A 16,829-nucleotide genomic window follows, 5' to 3' on the forward strand; every position below is an offset into this window, starting at 1 on the left:
TGACATAGTAAGTAATGTTCGTGAGAACTTACATTATCTCGATGTGAGTATATTTAATCACATTTTGAGTGGCAGAATGATTATGTATAAAATGATGTTATCGGATTTAGATGAAACACTTCTTATAGGACAGCATGTTCCTGTATTTAATCAGGAGGCTATACGTGAGGCTAAAAAGCATGGTTTGCGTTTTGTAGTCGCAACGGGACGATCTCATAGAATGATTGGGGATATTCTTAAAGAAATTGGTACATATGATATGCCTGGTGAATATTCTATTTGCTTTAATGGGGGTCTTGTAGTAGAGAATAAAGACTTTAAGATTCTTCATTTCCAGGGTCTTGATTATGAATTATTAAAGAAATGTTTTGATTATGGATGTAAAGAAAATCTTTGCATGCTCGTTTTCACATTAGACTGCTGTTATATTTATAATCCAGATGAATTTGAAGTAAATAGAAAGATTGAACAGAAAACGCCAATGAAGGTGATCTATGATCATGAGACTGAATTCTTAAAAAATGAGTCTATTGCTAAGATTCTTTTAGTAAAGAGAGATATGAATTATTTGAAGGAATTACGTGATGAGATGTATCAGGATATTGGAAATCAAGTAGAACTCACTTTCTCTTCTAATCGTTATCTAGAATGTAATACGAGTGGTATTAATAAAGGTGTAGGTTTAAAGTGGCTTGCAGATTATTTGAATATTGATATTAATGATACAATTGCGATTGGCGATAATTATAATGATGTGTCAATGATTAAGGAAGCAGGACTAGGAGCCTGTGTGAGCTGTGCTCATGATGATATTAAAGAAATCAGTGATTATGTCTGTGAAAAGAATTTTGATGAAGGTGCAGTGAAAGAAGTAATAGAAACATTTGTATTAAAGGAGGCATAAGAGATGGAATATAAATTAATTGCAAGTGATTTAGATGAAACTTTATTAAATGATGACCATGTTGTACCAGAAAGTAATATTTATTGGATTCAAAAAGCAGTGAAGGAACGTGGGGTAAAGTTTGTACCAGCAACAGGAAGAGGTTATATGCAGATCTTACCTGAACTTACACAGTTAGGTTTAAAAGATATGGAAGGAGAATATGTTTTAAGCTTCAACGGTGCTGCTTTAACTGAGAATAAAGATAATCGTATTATTGAATTCAATGGCTTAGGATTTGATAAGATGAAGGAAATCTTTGAATTTGGTTTAAAACAGGATGTCTGCATACATGTTTATACAAATGATACACTTTATATATATAACTTAAGTGAGTCTGAAGCAGAAAGACTCAAGCATCAAAAGCTTGAAGTAGTTTATCCAAAAGAAAATAGTGTTGATTTCTTAAAGGATGCCACTATCGCAAAGATTTTATATCAGAATGTGGATGTGCCTTATTTAATGAGTCTAGAACCAAAAATGACAGATATTACTAAAGGATGTTCAGTGAGCTATTCTTCTAATCGTTATATGGAATTCAATAAAGAAGGCGTAGATAAAGGAGTAGGACTCCAGCATCTTGCAGATCAATTAGGTATCAAGATAGAAGAAACTATTGCGGTTGGAGATAACTATAATGATATGGCAATGCTTAAAAAAGCAGGTTTAGCTGTCGCTGCAGGTAATGCGGTTGAAGATGTTAAAAAAGCATGTGACTACACAACGCATGCAGATAATAATGAAGGTGTAGTTGCGGAATTAATTAAGAAATTTATTTTTCATGAAGACATTTAAATCTATTATTGAAAATGAAGCCAAACAGCCTTACTATCAAGCATTACATGAATTTGTAGAAGCAGAATATGCTTCTAAGACAATATTTCCTCCTCATAATCATATATTGCATGCATTTAACTTCTGTGATTATGAAGATATAAAGGTTGTTATTATAGGTCAGGATCCCTATCATGAATTACATCAAGCCAATGGTTTAGCTTTTAGTGTGAATAAAGGTGTACGCATACCACCTTCACTTGTGAATATTTATAAAGAAGCTCATAATGATGTAGGTATTGATATACCAAATCATGGTGATTTGACAGCCTGGGCAAAGCAGGGTGTTCTTCTTTTGAATACTGTCTTAACAGTAGAGAAAGGATGTGCAAATTCTCATAAAGGTAAAGGCTGGGAAATCTTTACTGATCATATTATTGAAGAGATGAATAAACGTGAAAAGCCTGTTGTGTTTATTTTATGGGGACGTCAGGCAGAAAACAAAGCCAGTATGATTGATACAAATAAACATTGTGTTATTACAAGTGCGCATCCATCTCCTTTGAGTGCTCATCGTGGTTTCTTTGGCTCTAAGCCATTTTCTCGTACTAATGAATTTCTTGTTAGTCAAGGGATAGAACCAATAGATTGGAGGATTGATTAATGTTTAGAAATATAGATAAAGCAATCGCATATATTGAATCTAAGAGACATAAGAATACAATTGAATCATTTGGAAGAATCCTAGAAGAATTAGGCATTAATACAAAACAGAAGAATATGATTCATATTGCAGGTACAAATGGAAAAGGTTCTACAGTGAACTATCTAAGAAGTATTTTAAATGCGCACGGATATCATGTAGGAACATTTACTTCTCCTTATATGATTAAGCATAATGATCGTATTCGTATTGATGATCATCCTATTAGCGATGAAGATTTACTTGCACTCATTAATAAATATGAATCAGTCATTGAAGAAAAGAATCTATCTATGTTTGAAATTGATGTTTTAATCATGTTAGATTATTTCTCTACTCATGACTTAGATTATCGTATTATTGAATGTGGTATTGGTGGTGCTAATGATAAGACAAATGTCATTCAGCCAATTATTAGTGCAATCACTAATATTGGAAATGACCACTTAGATCAGATTGGCCCTAGTCTTTATGATGTCATTAATGAAAAGATGGGAATCATTAAAGAAGGACAATACTTTATTACAAGTGAAGTAGAAGGAACAGTACTAGCAAGATTACAGGAACAATGTGATGCAATGGGTGCGACAATGGTTGTTGTACCTGAATATCAGGTATCACGTTATCCATTCCATTTCCGTTATCGTGATATGGCCTTTACTTTAAAGAATCAGGGAATCTATCAGATTGCGAATGCTCGTTTAGCTCTTACTATTGCGAATAAGCTTATTACTTTAGATTCAGAAACAACTGAAAAGGCGATAGAAAGTGCTGTATGGTATGGTCGTTTTGAAATGATGACTGTAGCAGGACATCAAGTTATTCTTGATGGTGCGCATAATACGGATGGTATTAAAGCGTTACTAAGTACAGTGCAGTATGTCCGTGCTGAAGATACAGTCTTTATCTTTTCAGGTTTAAAGGATAAAGATGTGGATGAAATGATTGAACTGATTGATGAAGCAGGTTATCCAATTTATCTCACTTCATTCAATGATGAACGTGCATCTGATTTAGCTAGTTATCGTAGCTTTAGTACTGTAACTGTAGTCCCACATTTTGCGGAAGCTATTAAAGTCGCATTACTTAAACATGATCAGATTGTTATTACAGGTTCACTTCATTTTATTTCTTCTATAAGAAAATATCTCAAACAGAATTATTAAGTCAGACTTACGCGTAAGTCTGATTTTTTTATATTTAAAATGTAATAGATGTGTAGTATAATAAATGTAGTAATTTAATGAAATTGAATCTTATAACTATCATAATTGTACCAATTGTGGTAGAATAGATTTATCAAAAAGAAAGCGATTACATTTTTTTAGGAGGAGATAGAGAAATGGGTAAAGAAATCGTTGCTATGATCCTAGCCGGTGGCCGCGGAACAAGATTAAAAGAATTAACTGCGAAAGTTGCTAAACCTGCTGTCTACTTTGGTGGTAAATATCGTATTATTGACTTCCCACTAAGTAACTGTGCCAATTCAGGTATTGATGTAGTAGGTGTTTTAACACAGTATGAATCAGTGCTATTAGGAACTTATGTTGGTTCAGGTACTAAATGGGGTCTTGATGGTAATAACTCACTTGCTGCAATTCTACCAGCACGTGAAAGAGGAGAAGTAGGTGCTACTTGGTATGCAGGTACTGCTGATGCAATTTATCAGAATATTAGCTTCTTAGATCAGTATGATCCAGAATATGTATTGATTTTATCTGGTGACCACATTTATAAGATGGATTATGAAGAAATGTTGAATGTGCATAAAGAAAAAGGTGCAGATTTAACTGTTGCTGTATTAAATGTTTCCTTAAAAGAAGCAAGCCGTTTTGGTATCATGAATACAGATGATAAAGGCTATATTTATGAATTCGAAGAAAAACCAGAAAAACCAAAATCTACATTGGCTTCAATGGGTATTTATATCTTCAGTTATAAAGAATTACGTAAATACTTAATTGCGGATGCAGCAGATGAAAACAGTAAGCATGACTTTGGTATGAATATTATTCCTGCCATGCTTGCAGATAAGAAGAAGTTATATGCTTGGACTTTTGATGGCTATTGGAAAGATGTAGGAACTGTTGAAAGCTTATGGCAGGCAAATATGGACCTTCTTGATGATAAAGAACTTGATCTTTATAACATCAAGAAAGATTGGAAGATCTACTCAGAAGATACACTTGGTAAACCACAGTTAATTGGTAAAGATGCAAGTGTAAAGAAATCATTAGTTACACAGGGATGTGTTGTTAATGGTGAAGTTGAAGGATCTGTTTTATTCAATAATGTTAACGTAGGTGAAGGTGCTAAGGTTATTGATTCAGTATTAATGCCTGGTGTTCTTATTGAAGAGGGCGCTGTTGTCAAAAAAGCAATTATTGATGAAGGCGTTGTAATTAAAGCTGGAACAGTTGTGAATGATGAAGCAAAAGAAGTCGCTTTAGTAAGTGACAATGGCAGATAAGGAGTGAAGAGCAAATGGCAAATGTAGTAGGATTAATCAATTTACATAGTGATGTATCTTTGAAAGGATTAACAGAAAGACGTCCAGTTGCTTCAGTTAGCTTCTTGGGTCGTTATGGTGTTATTGACTTCGTATTATCTAACTTTTCAAATTCTCGTATTGATAAAGTTGGTATTTTAGTAAAAGAAAAACCAAGATCATTATTGAAACATATTGGTTCTGGTAATGCATGGAACTTTAACTCTAAAAGAGGTGGTATTTCATTATTATATGATGAAAAATATGCAAACAGTAACATGTACAACCATGACATCAACAATATGTTAGAAAATATTGCATTCTTAGAAAAATCAACTGAAGATTATGTTGTTATTTCTCCAGCACATATCATTACTACTATGGATTTCTCTGATGTTGTAGAAGCACATGAAAAATCTGGCTGTGATGTGACTGTCGTATATAAGAAGATTAAGGATGCGAATGAAGCATTTATCGGTTCTGATTTCTTAAAGATTAAGGACAAGCAGGTTGTTGATTTTGAATTAAATAAAGGCAATCGCAAGGATCGTTCAATCTCACTTGAAACTTATGTAATTAATAGAAAAGCATTAATCAAGATGCTTTATAAAGCACAGAAAGTATCTGTATTCTATGATTTAAGAGATACTTTAAATTATTTAAAAGATGAAATGAAAATCAACGCTTATGAATATAAAGGATTTGCAAAATGCATTGATTCATATGCAGCTTACTTCAAGACATCTCTTGAATTCCTTGATATCGATGTATCAACTCAGGCATTCAAGTCTAACTGGCCAATTTTCACAAATACTAACGATACACCACCTTCAAAGTATCTAAAGGATGCTGAAGTAAAGAGCTCTTATATTGCGAACGGTGTATTTGTAGATGGAGTTGTCGAAAATAGTATCTTAGGACGTAATGTTAAGATTGGTAAAGGCGCTGTTGTTAAGAACTCTATCCTATTTAGTGGTTCTTCAGTAGAAGCAGGCGCTCATCTTGAAAATGTTATTATGGATAAAGATGCTAAAGTAAAACATGTTAAAGAACTTATTGGCGATGCAAGTGATCCATTGTATGTCAAAGAAGGTGACATTGTCTAATGAGAATCGTTTTTGCTGCTGGTGAAGCACTTCCTTATATTAAATCTGGAGGGCTCGCTGACGTTATCGGTTCTTTACCAAAAGAACTTGTGAAGAAAGGTCATGAATGTTATGTCATTCTTCCTAAGTATCAGGATATCAAGTTTCCAGAAACTTTAGAATATGTGACTAACTTCTATTTATGGGTAGGATGGAGAAGATGCTATTGTGGTGTCTTTAAGGCAGTATATGATGGTGTGACTTATTTCTTTGTGGATAATGAACAATATTTCAGAAGACCTGGTTTATATGGTTATGATGATGATTATGAAAGATTCGCATTTTATGACTTTGCAGTTCTTGAATGCTTATCTCGTTTAAATATCATGCCAGATATCTTATCATTACATGACTGGCAGACTGCTATGATTGCGCCTTTATACAAAGAAAGATATTGCTATTATGATTTCTATGGTAATGTGAAGATTACATTCACAATCCATAATATCGCTTATCAAGGTAAATGTGATCCATTCTTATTGAATGATCTATTCGGTTTAGATAACTACTTATATTACAATGGTAATGTACGTAATGATGATTGCATGAACATGATGAAAGCAGCTATTCTTTATTCAGATGCAATTACAACTGTATCTCCAACTTATGCCAAGGAGATTCTAACAGATGCTTATGGTGAAGGATTACAGAGTATCCTTGCTATGCGTAAAGATGATCTTTATGGTATTTTGAATGGTATCGATTATGATACAAATAACCCAGAAACAGATCCGAATATTCCTTACCATTTCAACGCTAATAGTGTTTATACTGAAAAGGTGAAGGATAAGCTTGCATTACAGGCTGAGGTAGGATTACCACAGGATCCTGATGTTGCACTTATTGGTATTGTAACTAGATTAACATGGCAGAAGGGTTTAGACTTGATCCTTAATCGTATGGAAGAAATCTTGCAGAGAAAGGTTCAGCTATTAATTCTTGGTGCTGGTGATAAGAAATATGAAGAACCATTAGAAGAAATTGCTGGTTTTGGTAATCCAAAGATTTCATTACAGTTAAAATATGATTTTGGTTTATCTTGTCGTATTTATGCAGGCTGTGATATGTTCTTAATGCCTTCGTTATTTGAACCATGCGGATTATCTCAGATGATGTCTTTACGTTATGGTACAATTCCTATCGTTAGAGAAACTGGTGGATTAAAAGACAGTGTTCAGCCATTCAATGAATTTGATGGTACTGGTACTGGATTTAGTTTTGCTAATTATAATGCTCATGAAATGATGGACACTATCGATTATGCATTACATATCTACTATGATGATAAAGATCAATGGAATGGTTTAATTTATCGTGCTATGACTGAAAAATTAGACTGGGATCGTTCAGCTGATGAATATTTAAGAGTATTTGGTTCATTACTTGGTTAATACAAAGATGGGGGGTTCCTCCATCTTTTTGCCTAGGAGATGATATTATGAGTTTGTTAGATAAAGTTAAAGAGTTTGCTGAAAGTGAAGAAGTACAAAAGGGTATTCAAAGAGTTAAAGAGAATACTGAAGAAATATTAAGTGAAGAGAATATTAATAAGTGTGTTGATCGTGCAAAAGAAGCAGCACATACTGTTTCTGAATCAGAAACATTTCAAAAGGCCAAAGATGGCATTAAAAAAGTGACTGAAACAGAAGAATTCAAGGATGGTATGAATGATTTAAAGGACTTTGGTGCAAAAGGTTTGTCTCTTACATCTAAAGGTTTAGATAAGTTATCAAAAAAATTAAGTGATACAAAGAAATAAGAACGGCGTTTGTCTTGAAGAATAGACGATAATTTGATATAGTGAAGTAAATTATAGATGAGAATGAATAGAACAAGAAGCTTACAGCGAGGATGAAGTGGTGAAAGCATCTAGTGGGAGGTTCTAGGATGCACCCATCTGAGTCTTTTTGAAAGAAAGAACGTTTGACTTGCGTTAAGAGTGAAAAGCTATGGTAAGGTGGATCGTCTTTATCATGAGCTTTTTTTATTTGAGGAGGATGTTATGAGACTATTTAACACATTAACAAACAAAAAAGAAGAATTTAAGCCAATTGAAGAAGGTAAAGTTTCTATCTATATTTGTGGTCCTACAGTTTATAACCATGCTCATCTTGGGAATACACGCCCAATGATCGTATTTGATGTATTAAGACGTACTTTTGAGTATTTAGGGAATGATGTGACTTTTGTATCTAATTATACAGATGTAGATGATAAGATCATCAAAGCCGCTAAAGCAGAAGGTATTACAGAAAAGGAACTCACTGATAAATATATCAAAGCATATGAAGATGTCAGAGCAGGATTAAATATTGAAGATCCTACATATAAACCGAGGGTCACTGAAACTATGCCTGAAATCATTAATTTCATCCAGGCATTAATTGATAAGGGTTATGCTTATGAAGTAGATGGAGATGTTTATTTCCGTGTTACTAAGGTTAAAGAATATGGTATGTTATCAGGTATTAAGGTAGAAGATTTGATTGCGGGTGCAAGTGATCGTACTCTTTCTGTTGATGATAAGAAGAAAGAAAGTACAACTGATTTCGCATTATGGAAGAAAACAAATGAAGGTATTCAGTTTGATACACCTTGGTCAAAAGGTAGACCAGGATGGCATACTGAATGTGTTGTCATGATTAATAAGCTATTCAAAGATGGTAAGATTGATATCCATGGTGGAGGACAGGATTTAAAGTTCCCTCATCATGAAAATGAAATTGCTCAGTCTATGGCTTATAATGGACATCCTATTGCCAACTATTGGATGCATAACCAGATGATCAATATCGATGGTGAAAAGATGTCTAAGTCTTTAGGTAATGTATTATGGGCTAAGGATTTAATTGTAGAATTTGGATGCAATGTTTTCAAATGGTTGATGTTATCTACTCACTATCGTAATCCATTAAATATGACTGATGATGTCATTGCAGGTGTACGTAAAGAAGTATCTAAAGCAGAAAATGCGACTAAGAGTGCGTCTTTATATTTACAGGTGAATCATGTTCCTGCTCATGATTATAAGAAGGAAACTGTGGATGCTATGGTGAATGCATTAGAGGATGATTTAAATACTTCACTTGCCTTAACACAGATTCTTGATCAGGTAAAAGTATTGAATCAGGTGATGCGTGTAAGAGAAAAAGACAATGATGTCATTGCGACTGAATATGCAACTCTTGTTAAGATGGGGGATGTCTTAGGCTTCTTATTTGAAGGCACTAAGTTAAGTGAAGAAGATATTGCTTTATATGAAGAATGGAATGCTTATAAGAAAGAAAAGAACTTTGATCAAGCAGACCGTGTTAGAAAAGAATTAACTGAAAGAGGCATTCTATAATGCGTCCAGAGCTAATGAATGCGCTCGCTGTCGCTTATTTAGGTGATGCAGTCTTTGAAGTATATGTCCGTGAATATTTACTCACAGAGAAGGGAATTATGAAGCCTCATGAATTACAGAAAGCTTCTATCAAGTATGTCAGTGCGTATGCCCATGCAGGCTTTATGAAATATGCCCTTTCTCGAAATTTCTTCACAGAAGAAGAAGTGCGTTTATTTAAGCGTGGACGTAACTGCAAGGGACATTCAGTAAAAAATAAATCAGTTGTTGTTCATAACCAGTCTTCTGGTTTTGAATCAATGGTTGGACATCTTTATCTCACTAAGCAGACAGAAAGATTAGATGAAATATTTGAATTATTTAAGAAATATGTGGAAGAAGAGGAAGTGACAAAGTGAAAGAATGGATTTATGGTAAAAACACCGTCAGAGAACTATTAACAGGACCTAGACAGGTTTATGAAGTTATGATTCAAAACCAGTCAAAGAATGATGATATTGTGAAGTTGTGTCGCAAGAATAATATAAAAATGAGGATGACGGATAAAAATGGCTTTATTAAACTTGTAGGGAATGTAAACCATCAAGGTGTAATGGCTTTAATTGATGGTTATGACTATACACCTTTAGAAGATATCGTACGTAACATTCCAGAAGGAAAACAGCCACTCTTATTAATGCTTGATGGTATGGAAGATCCTCACAACCTAGGGGCTATTATTCGTACATGTGATGCAATTGGTGTAGATGGTGTTATTATTGGTAAAAAGCGTTCTGTTGGTTTAAATGCGACAGTCGCAAAGGTATCAACTGGCGCTATTGACCATGTTCCTGTGGCTCAGGTAACTAACTTATCTCGTACTCTAGATTCTTTGAAGAAAGAAGGATTCTGGGTAGTAGGTTGTGAATTAGATAACTCTACAGATTATCGTGCTGTAGATTACAATATGCCACTAGTTCTTGTGATTGGATCAGAAGGATTTGGTATTTCTCGTTTAGTAAAAGAACATTGTGATATGAATGTCATTCTACCAATGGTAGGTCATGTCAATTCACTCAATGCCTCTGTAGCGACTGCCGTATTACTTTATCAGGTATATAACTCACGTCATCCTCTCTAAGAGGAGGATGATCTATGGATGATCGTACATTAAAGGAACTGATTTATTTAGCAAGATCTAATGATCCTGTCGCATTACAATATCTTTATAGTTATTATGATGCTTTAGTCAAAGCAGTGATGAGAAAGATGAAGTATATCTCATCTATGTCTCTAGAAGCACAGGACTTATTGCAGGTAGGATTGATTACCTTCGATAAAGTATTCTGGAGCTATCGTGATGACTTGGATACTACATTTGATGTATATGCGAAAAGCTGTATTATTAAAAAGATGCAATCATTACTCAAGAAACAATATACTTTCTTTACTCGTTATGAAAAGAAATCTGTTTCTCTAGATAAGATTGTGAACTATGAAGATTCACGCACTTATGGTGAATTGATTGCAGATCAAAAAGTGGAGTACTCTCCACAAAAGGCACAGAATCTAGAAAAAATCTGGGAACTTATTTATGCGATTATCCAGAATGAGACATCAGAAAGAGATCAAAAGATCTTTCATCTTGTTTTATTAGGATATCCTGAAAAAGAGGTGGCACTGATGCTTAATATTTCAATAAAGTGTGTTTATAACAGTGTTTATCGTGTAATGACTAAATTAAGAGCACATCCATTAGGGGAGTTCTTAATTATCAATTGACGATATTGTGTATTTATGATAAATTAATTTAGGTTAAGGAGTGATAAGATGAGAGAAAAGGTAATCTTAGTATGCACGGAATGCTTATCACGTAATTATTCAGTTTATAAGAATAACAGAACAAATGTAAAACGTTTAGAATTACGTAAGTACTGCAAGAAATGCGGTAAGCATACGATACATAGAGAATCGAAATAAGGAGGCTGCATCTATGGATGATAAGGCTAAAAAAGAAAAGCTTAAGCAGGAACGCAAGGAGCTTAGAAAAGCAAAGAAATTAGAGCGTCAAAGACGTTTAGAAGAACAAGAAGATAAGAATCCATTAAAATTTAAAGAATGGTTTTCTCTAAAAGGTATTCGTCAGGAAATTAAAAATGTTCATTGGTTAACAAAGAAAGAATTAGCTCGTGATGCATTTGTAGTACTTGCATTTACAGTAATTCTAGGTGTTTATTTCTATGGCGCAGATGCATTAATTGCATTAATTTTAAAGACGTTGGGGTTAAGTTAATATGGCAGAAGAATTAGAAACTAAAGTAGAAAATACTGAAGAAACTCATGATTCCAATAATGAAGGAAGACAATGGTATGTTGTTAATACATATTCAGGTCATGAAAATAAAGTAAAAGAAAATCTTGAAAAACGTGTTGAATCAATGGGACTCCAGAATATCCTTTTCAATATTGTGATTCCAGAACATGTTGAAACAGAAATCAAGAACGGTAAGAAAGTGAACAAGACAGTGAATATGTTCCCTGGTTATGTTCTTGTAGAAATGATCATGACTGATGAAGCTTGGTATATTGTTCGTAATACACCAGGTGTTACAGGATTCATCGGATCATCTGGTGGAGGGGCAAAACCTTTCCCAGTAAATAAGAGAGAATTAGATCCAATCTTAAAGTCAATGGGTGTACAGACTACAGCTGTAGAAATTGATTTTGGTGTAGGTGATTATGTAGAAGTTCTTGCTGGACCATTTGCAGCTAAGAGTGGTAAAGTAGAATCTATCGATAAAAAAAAAGAAACAGCAACAGTACTTGTTGATTTCTTGGGTAACCTTACTCCTATTGATTTGGAATTAATTCAGCTTAAGAAGATCGAAGAATAGACGTGCTTATGCATGTCTTTTTTTGTGCTTGAAGATAAAAATGGTATCACTTACAATAATATTAGGAGGTTATATGTATGGATGCATTTATTGAACTAAAGAATGTTGTGAAAAGATATACAATGGGAGATGTCACTATTTATGCAAATAATGGTGTGAATTTTAAAGTAAATAAAGGTGAATTCACAGTTATTGTAGGTGCCTCTGGAGCTGGTAAAACAACTATATTAAATATGCTTGGTGGCATGGATACACCTACAAGTGGCACTATTGTTGTAGATGGTCATAATATTGCGACTTATGATGATAAACAATTAACAGATTATAGAAGAGATGATATTGGCTTTGTATTCCAGTTTTATAATCTTGTACAGAACTTAACAGCATTAGAAAATGTAGAACTTGCTTCTCAGATTTCTAAGGATCCACTTAATTCAGTAGATATTCTAGAACGTGTTGGTCTTGGAGAACGTAAAGATAACTTCCCAGCACAGTTATCAGGTGGAGAACAACAGCGTGTAGCCATAGCCCGTGCTATCGCAAAGAATCCTAAACTATTATTATGTGATGAACCAACAGGTGCACTTGATTATCAAACAGGTAAATCAATTCTTGGTTTATTAAGAAGTATGTGTGATAACTATGGAATGACTGTAATCGTTATTACACATAACTCAGCCCTTGCCCCAATGGCTGATCAAGTCATACATCTTAAGAATGGAAAAGTGGAAAGACAGGAATATAATGAACATCCTGAATCCATCGATAATATTGAATGGTAAAAAAGAAATTCTATTGGAAAACTGTCTTTAAGAACATCAGTCAGTCTAAAGGACGTTTCTTTTCCATCTTCATGATTATATTCTTAGGTGCTGCAGTCTTTTCAGGGCTTAGAAATACCCCTTATACAATGGCTTCTAGTGTAGATACATATCTCAATAATCATAATTATGCCGATCTCACTTATATTGCGACACTTGGCTTTTCTGATGAAGATGTCGCAAAGGTAAGAAGCCTCAAGGGTGTGAGAGAGGTTGTACCATGTTATCAGTTTGATGCATTATTTTCACATAAGGATGGTAAGTCAGGTGTCACTGTTTATTCACAGGATCACTATGATCAAAATATGCTGGATCGTCCTGAAATAGTAAAAGGACGTTATCCTCAAAAAGAAGATGAATGTATCATTGATGTCAATTTAGGTAAATATAATTACAAGATTGGTCATACGATTGAACTTTCTAATGATAATGGAACTAAGACATATAAGATTGTAGGTATTGTGAATGATCCACGATATATCAGTAATGTAGACAGAGGAACTAATACACTAGGTGATGGAACCAATAGTGGATTTGTGGAAGTATTAAATGATGGGGCAAGAGAACTTGGTTTAAATAGCAAGGTGGCTCAGTTAAGAAACAATGATCATCTATATACTTCTTTACTTGTCGATGTAGAAGGTGCCCAGAATTATGATTTATTTAGTTCTGATTATGATGATATGATTGAAACAGTAAATACACGTATCAAGAGTACATTATTTGAAGAAATAAGTGATCAATATGATCAACTAACAGGAGATATGCAATCACAGTTAGATGATGCAAAGAAACAATATGAAGAAGGCTATCAGGAATATAAGCGTAATCTAGATTCTTTTAATTCACAGATATCAGAGGGTAAGGTGAAGTTAGCTCAAGCACGTATTCAATTCTATGAACAAAAGAAGGTCTATTTAAAGAAAGCCTCACAGATTACTCAAGCCTCACAGCAGGCTTATAATGAAACTAAGAAAATAGATCAGGAAATCAAAACACTTCAGAACTCTATTAAAGATACTCTAGGTAGTATTAAGGATAAAGAATCAGCAGAGGATGCTTATACAAAGATACTTACTGAGATGAATGAAAGTCTAGGTCAATTTAATCAGAAACTTCAAGGTGTAGGTCAATTACTAGAAGGACGTATACAATTAGAAAAGGCGCAATCACAATTAGATGAAGCAGAAGCAGAACTTAATATCCAGCAAAGTAAACTTGAAGTCACTGAGAATAATGCTAAGCTGCAGCTCAACTCAGCAAAAGAGCAGCTAGATCAAGCAAAGGCACAAATAGAACAAGCAGAATCACAATTAAGTCAGATTCCAAAAGGCACTCTATATTCACTTACTAAAAGTGAAAATGTCGGTATTGCGACTTATGAATCCTATAAACAGGCCATTGCATCTGTTGCGCAAGTATTCCCACTCATCTTTTTCTTAGTAGCTGCATTAGTCTCTCTTACAACTATGACACGTATGATAGAAGAACAAAGAGGCTATTGTGGAACACTTCGTGCATTAGGATATAGTAAAAAGGATATTATAATGCAATATATTGTCTATGCTTTTCTAGCAACATTCTTTGCCTGTATCTTAGGTATATTAGTAGGTAATCAGGCATTCCCTCGTATTATCTATTTCTTATTCACATATTTAATGTATGGCATTAATCAATCAGCAGTACTAGTACAGAAATGGTCTATCTCACTTGTAACTATACTTATTTCTGTTGGTGTTACATTACTTGCAACATTAAGTGTCTGTTTACAGGAACTTGTTTCTACACCATCTGTCTTGATGCGTCCTAAAGCACCTAAGGCAGGTAAGAGAATACTCATGGAACGTATACCTTTTATATGGAAACGATTGAATTTCAATCAGAAGGTGACTATGAGAAACTTATTCCGTTATAAGAAACGTTTCTGGATGTCTGTCATTGGTATTGCGGGATGTACAGCCTTAATCATGCTGGGATTTGGTGTTAAGAACAGCTGTTCTGAAATCATTCCTTCACAATATGTAGAAGTATATAAATATGATGCACTTATTAAACTTAATACTAATGTAGAAGATACAAAAAAGATTGAAAATAAGATCAAGCGTCTAGAAGGTATTCATAACTTAACGAGTGCTATGCGTCAAAACATTACAGTACTAGGCAATAGTGAAGATTATTATAGCACGATGATTGTGTATGACAATGCGGATGAAATTAAGAATTTTATTCACTTTAAGGATTATAAAACAAAAAAGAAGATTATCTTAAATGATGAGGGGGTTGTCATCTCACAGAAGCTTGCGGAAAAGCTGAATGTGAAAAAAGGAGAAACTCTTACTTTCTCTCTTAATAATAGTAAATATACAGTCAAGGTGGCAGATATCGTAGAACACTATGTCAATCATCAAGTTTATATGAGTAAGACTTTCTATGAAAATCTGACTGGTATGAAATCATCTGCTTCTATACTTTATGTAGATATGAATACAAAGAAATCAAATATCAACGCTTTGAAGAACTATCTTGATCATCATGATATTGGTAGTATGGAACGACTTACTGCTACACTTGATGAATTCCAGCAAAGAATGTCTTCATTGAATATTATTGTTGCCATCTTATCAGGATGTGCTGCCTTACTTTGTTTTATTGTTCTTTATAATTTAACGAATATCAACATTGGTGAACGTAAAGGTGAAATCGCAACAATCAAGGTATTAGGATTCCGCCGTAAAGAATATTGTGACTATATCTTTAGAGAGAATATCATTCTTTCTTTGATTGGGGCCTCACTTGGTATGTTCTTTGGTTATTTCCTTCATCGATTTGTTGTATTAACGGTAGAAATGGATAATATGTTATTTATTCGTACAATGCCGCTTTATATCTATTTAATTGCGTTTGGTATGACAGTGGGCTTTACAATTATTATCAATCTTGCGATGCGCCATATCCTAGATCAAGTGAATATGGTTGAGTCTTTAAAATCAATTGAGTAAAAAAAGACCGAATTGCAAGCAGAAACTGGAAATAAGAAGATAAATTAGATTTTATAGAAAATAGTATTACCAGTTACATTAAGTTTAGCTAGTTCGTTAAGAAATAGTTCTTCAGAAGAAAGATATCCAAGTATCTTTCTTTTCTTCTGGTTAATTTTATTGTTTATATCAATAGTTGTCTCCTTATCAATTGTATTAATATCAGTTCCTTTCTTAATGAAATATCTTATAAGTCCATTGCAGTTCTCATTTGAGGCTCTGTCACATGAATGATAGGGTCTACCGAAATAGACAGTGGTTCTTTTCTCTTTTTATTTTGGCTTCTGCTCTATATCCTTCCATCTAGAAAACTCACTTCCGTTATCAAAGGTGATTGATTTAAAGATATCCTTAAAGCTATCACCATAAAACTTATGAAGCTTATTTATCTGCATATAGACCTGCTTTGAAGATTTAGCAGAGATGGGAATCATATAATAGAAGCGTGTCTTTCTTTCAATGAGAGTAAGATATGCACCATTCTGTCCGTCTCTAGGTCCAGTAACTAGATCACCTTCCCAGTGTCCGAATTCTTCTCTATCCTTGATATATTCGGGTCTTTCTGTAATGGAAGTGCCTTTCTGTCTTTTTGGAATGTATGACTTCCAGTTCTTCTTTGTCTTTCTTCTGACCATGCGTGGAAGATCAATAGGTTTGATGGATGTTCTTCCCTGGTGGACATAGCTGTAAAATGTTTT

The 16,829-nt window shown here is 33.9% G+C and carries 18 protein-coding genes; 17 read left to right on the forward strand and 1 reads right to left on the reverse strand.

Going from position 1 to position 16,829, the window contains the following annotated elements:
* From EAI80_RS08160 to EAI80_RS08240, 17 genes are all read left to right on the forward strand, one after another.
* A partial coding sequence (locus tag EAI80_RS08160) for an HAD family hydrolase (RefSeq protein WP_238634510.1) occupies positions 1-904 on the forward strand: 904 nt, incomplete at its 5' end.
* Between the two features lie 3 nt (positions 905-907).
* Entirely contained in the window at positions 908-1,738 is an 831-nt protein-coding gene (locus EAI80_RS08165; RefSeq protein ID WP_129981641.1) for a Cof-type HAD-IIB family hydrolase, read from the forward strand.
* Complete coding sequence (locus tag EAI80_RS08170; RefSeq protein ID WP_129981642.1) at positions 1,725-2,381, forward strand: uracil-DNA glycosylase; 657 nt, start codon at positions 1,725-1,727, stop codon at positions 2,379-2,381. Before EAI80_RS08165 ends, EAI80_RS08170 begins: the two co-directional genes overlap by 14 nt.
* Positions 2,381-3,586 (forward strand): Mur ligase family protein, encoded by a 1,206-nt coding sequence (locus EAI80_RS08175; RefSeq protein ID WP_129981643.1) that lies wholly within the window; start codon positions 2,381-2,383, stop codon positions 3,584-3,586. The genes EAI80_RS08170 and EAI80_RS08175 overlap by 1 nt, the downstream gene beginning before the upstream one ends.
* A 176-nt stretch (positions 3,587-3,762) precedes the next feature.
* Positions 3,763-4,890, forward strand: a complete 1,128-nt coding sequence (locus EAI80_RS08180; RefSeq protein ID WP_129981644.1) for a glucose-1-phosphate adenylyltransferase — start codon at positions 3,763-3,765, stop codon at positions 4,888-4,890.
* A gap of 14 nt (positions 4,891-4,904) precedes the next feature.
* A complete protein-coding gene (gene glgD / locus EAI80_RS08185; protein WP_129981645.1) occupies positions 4,905-6,014 on the forward strand; it encodes a glucose-1-phosphate adenylyltransferase subunit GlgD in 1,110 nt (369 codons plus the stop codon).
* Positions 6,014-7,444 carry a glycogen synthase GlgA gene (gene glgA / locus EAI80_RS08190; RefSeq protein WP_117459358.1) on the forward strand — a complete coding sequence of 477 codons (1,431 nt, stop codon included), beginning with the start codon at positions 6,014-6,016 and terminating at the stop codon, positions 7,442-7,444. The genes glgD and glgA overlap by 1 nt, the downstream gene beginning before the upstream one ends.
* Positions 7,445-7,491: 47 nt before the next feature.
* Positions 7,492-7,812 carry a hypothetical protein gene (locus EAI80_RS08195; protein WP_129981646.1) on the forward strand — a complete coding sequence of 107 codons (321 nt, stop codon included), beginning with the start codon at positions 7,492-7,494 and terminating at the stop codon, positions 7,810-7,812.
* Positions 7,813-8,055: 243 nt separating this feature from the next.
* On the forward strand, positions 8,056-9,399 hold the full coding sequence (cysS, locus tag EAI80_RS08200; protein WP_129981647.1) for a cysteine--tRNA ligase: 1,344 nt from the start codon (positions 8,056-8,058) through the stop codon (positions 9,397-9,399).
* Positions 9,399-9,797, forward strand: coding sequence for a ribonuclease III domain-containing protein (locus tag EAI80_RS08205; protein WP_129981648.1), 399 nt, complete (start codon positions 9,399-9,401; stop codon positions 9,795-9,797). The genes cysS and EAI80_RS08205 overlap by 1 nt, the downstream gene beginning before the upstream one ends.
* Positions 9,794-10,519, forward strand: a complete 726-nt coding sequence (rlmB, locus tag EAI80_RS08210; RefSeq protein ID WP_129981649.1) for a 23S rRNA (guanosine(2251)-2'-O)-methyltransferase RlmB — start codon at positions 9,794-9,796, stop codon at positions 10,517-10,519. Before EAI80_RS08205 ends, rlmB begins: the two co-directional genes overlap by 4 nt.
* A gap of 14 nt (positions 10,520-10,533) precedes the next feature.
* A complete protein-coding gene (locus tag EAI80_RS08215) occupies positions 10,534-11,160 on the forward strand; it encodes a sigma-70 family RNA polymerase sigma factor (RefSeq protein ID WP_129981650.1) in 627 nt (208 codons plus the stop codon).
* A gap of 48 nt (positions 11,161-11,208) precedes the next feature.
* The gene (gene rpmG / locus EAI80_RS08220; protein ID WP_006505734.1) at positions 11,209-11,358 is read left to right on the forward strand and encodes a 50S ribosomal protein L33; all 150 of its coding nucleotides are present in this window, start codon (positions 11,209-11,211) and stop codon (positions 11,356-11,358) included.
* Between the two features lie 13 nt (positions 11,359-11,371).
* Positions 11,372-11,671 carry a preprotein translocase subunit SecE gene (secE, locus tag EAI80_RS13375; RefSeq protein WP_192924028.1) on the forward strand — a complete coding sequence of 100 codons (300 nt, stop codon included), beginning with the start codon at positions 11,372-11,374 and terminating at the stop codon, positions 11,669-11,671.
* 1 nt (position 11,672) lies between these two features.
* On the forward strand, positions 11,673-12,272 hold the full coding sequence (gene nusG, locus EAI80_RS08230; RefSeq protein WP_129981651.1) for a transcription termination/antitermination protein NusG: 600 nt from the start codon (positions 11,673-11,675) through the stop codon (positions 12,270-12,272).
* 77 nt (positions 12,273-12,349) lie between these two features.
* Positions 12,350-13,054: an ABC transporter ATP-binding protein gene (locus EAI80_RS08235; RefSeq protein ID WP_129981652.1), complete on the forward strand. Its 705-nt coding sequence runs from the start codon at positions 12,350-12,352 to the stop codon at positions 13,052-13,054.
* Positions 13,048-16,092 (forward strand): FtsX-like permease family protein, encoded by a 3,045-nt coding sequence (locus EAI80_RS08240; RefSeq protein ID WP_129981653.1) that lies wholly within the window; start codon positions 13,048-13,050, stop codon positions 16,090-16,092. Before EAI80_RS08235 ends, EAI80_RS08240 begins: the two co-directional genes overlap by 7 nt.
* Positions 16,093-16,403: 311 nt before the next feature.
* On the opposite strand, the gene EAI80_RS08245 is transcribed toward EAI80_RS08240, so the two are convergent.
* Positions 16,404-16,829: IS30 family transposase (locus EAI80_RS08245; protein ID WP_129981654.1), on the reverse strand; the 426-nt coding region annotated here is incomplete at its 5' end.

The organism is Catenibacterium sp. co_0103 (assembly GCF_004168205.1).
Classification (GTDB): Bacteria; Bacillota_I; Bacilli_A; order Erysipelotrichales; family Coprobacillaceae; genus Catenibacterium; species Catenibacterium mitsuoka_A.

What these genes read in the sequence shown, in the direction of transcription:
- EAI80_RS08165 (WP_129981641.1), top strand. Translation starts at nt 908, where the DNA reads ATGGAATATAAATTAATTGCAAGTGATTTAGATGAAACTTTATTAAAT.
- EAI80_RS08170 (WP_129981642.1), top strand. Translation starts at nt 1,725, where the DNA reads ATGAAGACATTTAAATCTATTATTGAAAATGAAGCCAAACAGCCTTAC.
- EAI80_RS08175 (WP_129981643.1), top strand. Translation starts at nt 2,381, where the DNA reads ATGTTTAGAAATATAGATAAAGCAATCGCATATATTGAATCTAAGAGA.
- EAI80_RS08180 (WP_129981644.1), top strand. Translation starts at nt 3,763, where the DNA reads ATGGGTAAAGAAATCGTTGCTATGATCCTAGCCGGTGGCCGCGGAACA.
- glgD (WP_129981645.1), top strand. Translation starts at nt 4,905, where the DNA reads ATGGCAAATGTAGTAGGATTAATCAATTTACATAGTGATGTATCTTTG.
- glgA (WP_117459358.1), top strand. Translation starts at nt 6,014, where the DNA reads ATGAGAATCGTTTTTGCTGCTGGTGAAGCACTTCCTTATATTAAATCT.
- EAI80_RS08195 (WP_129981646.1), top strand. Translation starts at nt 7,492, where the DNA reads ATGAGTTTGTTAGATAAAGTTAAAGAGTTTGCTGAAAGTGAAGAAGTA.
- cysS (WP_129981647.1), top strand. Translation starts at nt 8,056, where the DNA reads ATGAGACTATTTAACACATTAACAAACAAAAAAGAAGAATTTAAGCCA.
- EAI80_RS08205 (WP_129981648.1), top strand. Translation starts at nt 9,399, where the DNA reads ATGCGTCCAGAGCTAATGAATGCGCTCGCTGTCGCTTATTTAGGTGAT.
- EAI80_RS08215 (WP_129981650.1), top strand. Translation starts at nt 10,534, where the DNA reads ATGGATGATCGTACATTAAAGGAACTGATTTATTTAGCAAGATCTAAT.
- rpmG (WP_006505734.1), top strand. Translation starts at nt 11,209, where the DNA reads ATGAGAGAAAAGGTAATCTTAGTATGCACGGAATGCTTATCACGTAAT.
- secE (WP_192924028.1), top strand. Translation starts at nt 11,372, where the DNA reads ATGGATGATAAGGCTAAAAAAGAAAAGCTTAAGCAGGAACGCAAGGAG.
- nusG (WP_129981651.1), top strand. Translation starts at nt 11,673, where the DNA reads ATGGCAGAAGAATTAGAAACTAAAGTAGAAAATACTGAAGAAACTCAT.
- EAI80_RS08235 (WP_129981652.1), top strand. Translation starts at nt 12,350, where the DNA reads ATGGATGCATTTATTGAACTAAAGAATGTTGTGAAAAGATATACAATG.
- EAI80_RS08240 (WP_129981653.1), top strand. Translation starts at nt 13,048, where the DNA reads ATGGTAAAAAAGAAATTCTATTGGAAAACTGTCTTTAAGAACATCAGT.